General features: G+C 64.1%; 5 protein-coding genes. 3 read left to right on the top strand and 2 right to left on the bottom strand.

All coding sequences use genetic code 11. The features are described from left to right. On the top strand, positions 1 to 531 hold a 531-nt coding region (iolB, locus tag E8A12_RS14350; protein ID WP_293369925.1), incomplete at its 5' end, for a 5-deoxy-glucuronate isomerase. A 60-nt stretch (positions 532 to 591) separates the two neighbouring features. On the opposite strand, the gene E8A12_RS14345 is transcribed toward iolB, so the two are convergent. Together E8A12_RS14345 and E8A12_RS14340 are read right to left on the bottom strand one after the other, a co-directional pair. After that, positions 592 to 1,230, bottom strand: coding sequence for a response regulator transcription factor (locus E8A12_RS14345; RefSeq protein ID WP_293369922.1), 639 nt, complete (start codon positions 1,228 to 1,230; stop codon positions 592 to 594). Between the two features lie 300 nt (positions 1,231 to 1,530). Further along, positions 1,531 to 2,505 carry a LuxR C-terminal-related transcriptional regulator gene (locus tag E8A12_RS14340; protein WP_293369920.1) on the bottom strand — a complete coding sequence of 325 codons (975 nt, stop codon included), beginning with the start codon at positions 2,503 to 2,505 and terminating at the stop codon, positions 1,531 to 1,533. Between the two features lie 332 nt (positions 2,506 to 2,837). On the opposite strand from E8A12_RS14340, the gene E8A12_RS14335 reads away from it, so the two are divergent. Both E8A12_RS14335 and E8A12_RS14330 read left to right on the top strand, forming a co-directional pair. Next, complete coding sequence (locus E8A12_RS14335) at positions 2,838 to 3,740, top strand: LysR family transcriptional regulator (RefSeq protein WP_293369918.1); 903 nt, start codon at positions 2,838 to 2,840, stop codon at positions 3,738 to 3,740. A gap of 305 nt (positions 3,741 to 4,045) precedes the next feature. Further along, positions 4,046 to 5,366: methyl-accepting chemotaxis protein (locus E8A12_RS14330; protein WP_293369916.1), on the top strand; the 1,321-nt coding region annotated here is incomplete at its 3' end.

Genomic DNA, 5,366 nt, shown 5'->3' with positions numbered 1-5,366 from the left:
GGCGCGGCGTGGACGGTGATGGCGACGAGCGCCGTGGAGTTGGCGGTCTGCACGGCGCCGGCCAACGGCGCTGGGACCGCCCGCGAAATCGCCGCCGGGAAAATGAGCCGCGAGGTGCGAGGGCAGGGGACCAACACCCGCCACGTGCGCAACATCCTGCCGGAGACGGAGCCTGCCGAGAGCCTGCTGGTGGTCGAGGTGATCACCCCGGGCGGCAACTGGTCGAGCTATCCGCCGCACAAACACGACACGGCCACCGTCGGCGAGGAGACCGCACTGGAGGAGACCTACTATCACCGCCTGAACCCGCCACAGGGTTTTGCCTTCCAACGGGTCTACACCGATGACCGGAGCCTCGATCAGACCATGGCGGTCGAGGACGGCGACCTGGTGATGGTGCCGCGCGGCTACCACCCGGTGGGCGCACCGCACGGCTACGACCTCTACTATCTGAACGTTATGGCCGGCCCGAAGCGGCAGTGGATCTTCCGCAACGATCCGGCGCACGACTGGATCGCCAGGAGGACATGACGCCTCTAGATGGGGTAACGGGCCGACTGGAACATCCGCCCTCTTGAGGTCGGGGACCCCTCATTCTCCTGGTTCGGGCCCCAGACCTGTGGCCGAGACCTGTCGGGTGAGCAGGGCCGCGGCCTCGGTGCGATTGTGCGCGCCGGCGAGCTTGAGGATCGCCTGAACGTGCTGCTTGACCGTGGCGACCGAGATCATCAATTCCCGGGCGATCGCCTTGTTGCTCTTCCCATCCCTCAAGGCCTGAAACACGTCATGCTGCCGCCGCGACAGCTGCGGGGCGACGCTGCGGCCACGTGAGTGTTCGATTGGGGGCGACGGCTGTGGGAAGTAGATTCCGCCGGCCGCGACAAGGCCGAACGCAGCGGCGACGAGTTCTGGCCGGCTTGTGGCCGGAACATAGCCGTGGACGCCCGCCGCCATCGCTTGCCTTACTCCGACCTCGAGGCCGCATTCGCCGAAGACGACGACGCGGCCAGGCGCGGCGCTGGCCACCATATCGGACAGGTCCCTTTGTGTGGCCGTCCGGCGACAGACGAGGTCGGTGACAATCAGGTCGACCGATTGGCTGCGCACCACCACCGAACCGCCCTGATGGGAGTCCGCCACTGACAGGTCTGCCCCTGGAAAGGTGCTTCGCAGCAGATTTTCCAGCGCACTCCGAACCAAAGGATGCTCGCTGACGAGGAGCAACTGCATTCTAATGCGCGTTCACCTGTCGACGGCTCGTACCTTGAGGACGGCCGTGGTTTGCGCCGCCTTTGCCGGACGGGGCGCCGGCGTGGCGATCCTCGGATTAATAGTCGTCAATCTATCAAGCTCCACAATTGGCTTTGACGTCACATAAAGGGCATTTGGCTGCCCGTCTTGCGGTGAAAGCTCAGCAACTCTGTGACACCAAACTTACAGATTTTGCACCATGTCTTCTCGTTGCAATGGAGCAGTCACGCTCATATTGGCCGGGGCGATCGATCAGGCCAGTTCATTTTCTGAAAGCGACTATTCAACGATCGAATAGACCGTGCGCTCGCCGCCGCCCGCCGCCCGCGCCAGGCGGATCAGTTCCGAACGCGTCTGAGCGCTCGTTTTGCGCATCAGGTGTGACCGATGCACCTCCACGGTGCGTGGGCTGATACCCAGTCGCCTCGCGATGGCCTTGTTGGACAGTCCATCGACGATGGCGGTGAGGACCTCGCGCTCCCGCCCGGTCAGTGGCGCGAAACGCCGCCCCGCTTCGGTTCGCTCGCTTGCGGATGCTGAACTGGGCGGATGGCGCTTCAGCGTCTCCGGGACGGCAAGGATGAGCGCCTTGCCTGCCGCCGGCTCTTGGAGGCTGCCGCTCATCGCGCCGGCCGCCTCGGCAAGGCGTGACAACCGGGCCGCCGCTTCCGTCCGGTTGCGGGCGCCGGAGCGTTTGAGGATCGCTTGAATGTGCTGCTTGACGGTGGCGACCGAGATCATCAGTTCGGTGGCGATCGCCTTGTTGTCCTTCCCCTCTCTCATGGCCTGAAAGACGTCGCGCTGCCGTCGCGAAAGCTGCACGGCCGGATCGCGACTGTTCGCGCCGGGGGGAGTGGCGGCGTCGGCGGCGGCCCGCGAAAAATATGCGCCCCCGGCTGCGACCACGCCAAGCGCCGCCGCAATCAATTCCGGATGGCTGGTGGCCATGATGTAGCCGTGGGCGCGGGCGGCCATCGCCTGCCTCGCCTCGCCGCCCAAGCCGCATTCGCCGACAAGGACCACGCGCCCCGGCGCAACGACATCGACCATCTCGATCAGATCCTGCTGCCCGGCGGCAGCTCGATGGCAATCAAGGCTGGCGACGATCAGGTCGACGGGCCGCCGGCGCATCGCAGCGGCGGCGTCCTCATGGGAATCCGCCATCGACAGCTCGGCTGCCGGAAATGTGCTTCGCAACAGATGCTCCAGCGCTGCCCGGACCAAAAGGTGCTGCGAGACGAGGAGCACCCGCATTCTAGAACACGCTCACCGTTCGACGTCGCGCGCCATAGCCAGCTGCCGGGTGCGGTGCGGCGTTCTTGGACGTCGCTGCCGGGCGGGGCTTCAGGTCGAAGGACAGCAGACGAACAGGTTTTTTGAACAAGATATCCATCCGCATGATGGGTGATACAATGGGGCTCAACATCGGAAAATCTCTGTAAGAAAGCTTACAAATTTGGCGCCCTTTCTTCTCTTTTCAATTGGGTTGTCACTCGCATATTTTGCACGATGATCTTCGAGGGCAGTTCATTTTCTGCAGGTGTCAATTCAACAACCGAATGGACTGCGAGCCCGGTGCGTCGGCTGTGACGAAGCTGAACGCCTTCGATCTCAACCTGCTGCTGGTGTTCGATGCGATGCTGCGTGAGCGCAGTGTGACCAAGGCGGCCAGCGATCTGGGGCTCAGCCAGCCCGCGATGAGCCACGCCCTCAATCGCCTGCGTTTGGGACTCAGCGACCGGCTCTTCGTCCGTTCGCCCGAAGGCATGATGCCGACGCCGCGGGCCGAGCAACTCTCCGAGCCGATACGTCGGGCCTTGATGGATCTGCAGCGGACCCTGGAACCCGAGGATTTTGTTCCGGCGACGGCCGACAGACGGTTCACGGTCGCCGTCAACAATGGAGCTGCGATCGTCCTGATCGACAGGATTTCCTGCGACTGCCGTTCGCTCGCCCCAACCGTGCGGCTTGCCATACGGCCGAGCGGCGTTCTCGACGTGCCGGCGATGCTCGACCGGGGGGAACTGGACGCCGCCATCGTCGGTCAACCGCCGCCCGGAGCCCGGTTTTCAACCCGCGTGCTCGTCGAGGACCAATTTGTGGTCGTGATGCGCCGCGGGCACCCCCTGGCGGAAGGGTCGTTCGACGCGCGCGCGCTCGCCGCAGTTCCCCACTTCGTGGTCTCGTCGAACGATCACGATTTCAGCTTTGTGGATCGAGAATTCCGGGCGCGAGGGCTGACGCGCACCGTCGCGCTGGAGGCGCCGTTCCTCTCAGCGGCGCCGCTTCTCACCCAGACGGACATGGTCGCGATCATGGAGCGGCGTGTCGCCGAAGCGTTCCGTCGCGCCCACCCGGTGGAACTCGCGCCGCTGCCGTTTCCTTCGGCGACGCCGATGAGCGTCATGGTCTGGCACTGCCGTTTCGACGATCACCCCGCACACAGATGGTTGCGTAAGCGGATCGTCGCTGCAGCGGCGAACCTCTGACAGTCGCCCCCCCTCGGCGTGTCGCGCGCGCCTGAACGCATCACCGCCGTGAGCCTTACATGGCCAAATGGCTAGGGCCAAACGGCTTAGGGGTGCGCGCGGGGCACACCAGAGTTCTAGGTCAAAATGATTAAAGTAATAAATGTAATTACTACTTAAAGAGGACTCTCGTATGTTTGAGAAGTTACGTAGCGTTAATTCTTGTAATTGTACTACGAAACGTCCACCACGATTAGATTCGGCGTGAATGCTCGATGACTGGCGGACAATGTGGAAAATTGTCTGACGAAAACACGGAGGATCGAGTGAATAACGTCCCTATCATTGGAAAATTTCTAGTAGTACTTGCGCTTTTTGGTGTGTTCGTGCTGGGCGTGGCGTTCTACGCGACGGGCCAGCTCAAGAAGATCGACACCGCCTACAGCAACATCATCGATGCCGACGCGGGAATCACGGCGCTGGCGCGCAGCAATCGCGCGACGGAAGCCGCCCGCGCGAGCATCGGCGATCTGATGATCGCGACCAGCGACGAGACGAACCGCAAGGCGGAGGCCGCAATCGCCGAGGCGCGATCGACGATTGTCGATTTCATGGATCAGGCCGCGAAAGCCTCGCCGGCCGACGCCGCCGACATCCAGGCGTTCAAGGCCCAGAGCCTGGCGGTCATCGACAGTGACTGTGCGGAGTCGATCCGGCTCGGAAAGGCGGCCACGGCGGCGCCCGACGTCATCAAGTCCCTGCCGACTTATCAACAGCAGTGCGCGCCCAAGTTCCCACCGCTCGCGGCGGCCATCGCGACCAAGATCGAAGCGATGAGCAAAGCCGGCAGCAAGGCCAGCGACGACCTGACCGTGACCACCAATCGGACGATCATGATGACATACGCGGTGATCCTGGGGGGCCTAGGTCTTGTGGTGGCGTTCGCCTTCTTCGCGATCCGCACCTGGGTCGCCCGCCCCTTGAAGGGCCTGAACGACACCATGGAGGGTCTGGCCAAGGGCGATCTGGCCGTTGCAGTGACCGGCGAGGACCGGCGTGACGAGGTCGGCTCGATGGCCAGGACGGTCCAGGTGTTCAAGGACGCCGCGATCGAGAAGCAGCGGCTTGAGGCCGAAGCCGCCGACCTGCGCCGCCGGACCGAGGAGGAGCGGGCCCGCAACGAAGCGGAGCGCGAAGCCGCGGCCAAGCAGCAGGCGGTTGTGGTCGAATCCCTCGCGACGGGCCTGGCCAAGCTCTCGGACGGAGACCTAGTGTTCCGGCTGAACGCCGCGTTCGCCACGGAATACGAGAAGCTTCGCTATGACTTCAACGACGCCATGGACAAGCTCGAAGAAACCATGCGGGTCGTCTCGGCCAACACCGACGGCATCCGGTCTGGGGCCGAGGAGATCTCGCAGGCGTCCGACGACCTGTCGCGCCGCACAGAGCAACAGGCGGCGAGCCTCGAGGAGACTGCCGCGGCGCTCGACGAAATCACCGCCACGGTGCGCAAGACCGCCTCGGGCGCCAAGGACGCCAGCGAGGTCGTCACCGCCGCCAAGGCTGAAGCCGAACACTCCGGCGCAGTGGTGGCCGAAGCGGTCCAGGCCATGGGTGAGATCGAGCAATCCTCCGGCCAGATCAGCC

It is taken from the genome of Phenylobacterium sp., from assembly GCF_004799395.1.
Classification (GTDB): domain Bacteria; phylum Pseudomonadota; class Alphaproteobacteria; order Caulobacterales; family Caulobacteraceae; genus Phenylobacterium.
This window is presented reverse-complemented; position numbering and strand designations above follow the sequence as displayed.